Source organism: Adlercreutzia equolifaciens (assembly GCF_029076695.1).
GTDB lineage: Bacteria > Actinomycetota > Coriobacteriia > Coriobacteriales > Eggerthellaceae > Adlercreutzia > Adlercreutzia equolifaciens_A.
The window spans coordinates 1-299 of sequence record NZ_JARFIK010000425.1 but is presented as its reverse complement, the minus strand read 5'-3'; the positions used below and the strand labels follow the sequence as shown (position 1 = coordinate 299).

Genomic DNA, 299 nt, shown 5'->3' with positions numbered 1-299 from the left:
GGCGCATGCGAAAACGACCGGATACTCAACGCCGATCAATCTTGACGTTTCGGATGAGCAGATCGGGGTCGAACAGGCCGGTGTGACCGGAGAGTTGAAATGGGATCAGATCTGGAAAGTCGTTCGGATCCCGAATATGTATATCATCAAGGTCGGACCGACAAACGGATATCTTGTGCCATTCCGGTCCATTGAAGGGAGAAAGCAGGAGTTTGTTGATTTCTGCAAGCGGAATCTTCCGCCGAAGAAGACGAAAGGATTAAAGGCATGATAAAGGAAACAAATGCACCGGCGGAGAC

1 protein-coding gene is annotated in these 299 nt (G+C 50.2%); it reads left to right on the top strand.

What is annotated here, in order from left to right; all coding sequences use genetic code 11:
• A partial coding sequence (locus PZH32_RS13020) for a YcxB family protein (protein ID WP_275208678.1) occupies nucleotides 1-271 on the top strand: 271 nt, incomplete at its 5' end.
• Nucleotides 272-299 lie beyond the last annotated feature (28 nt).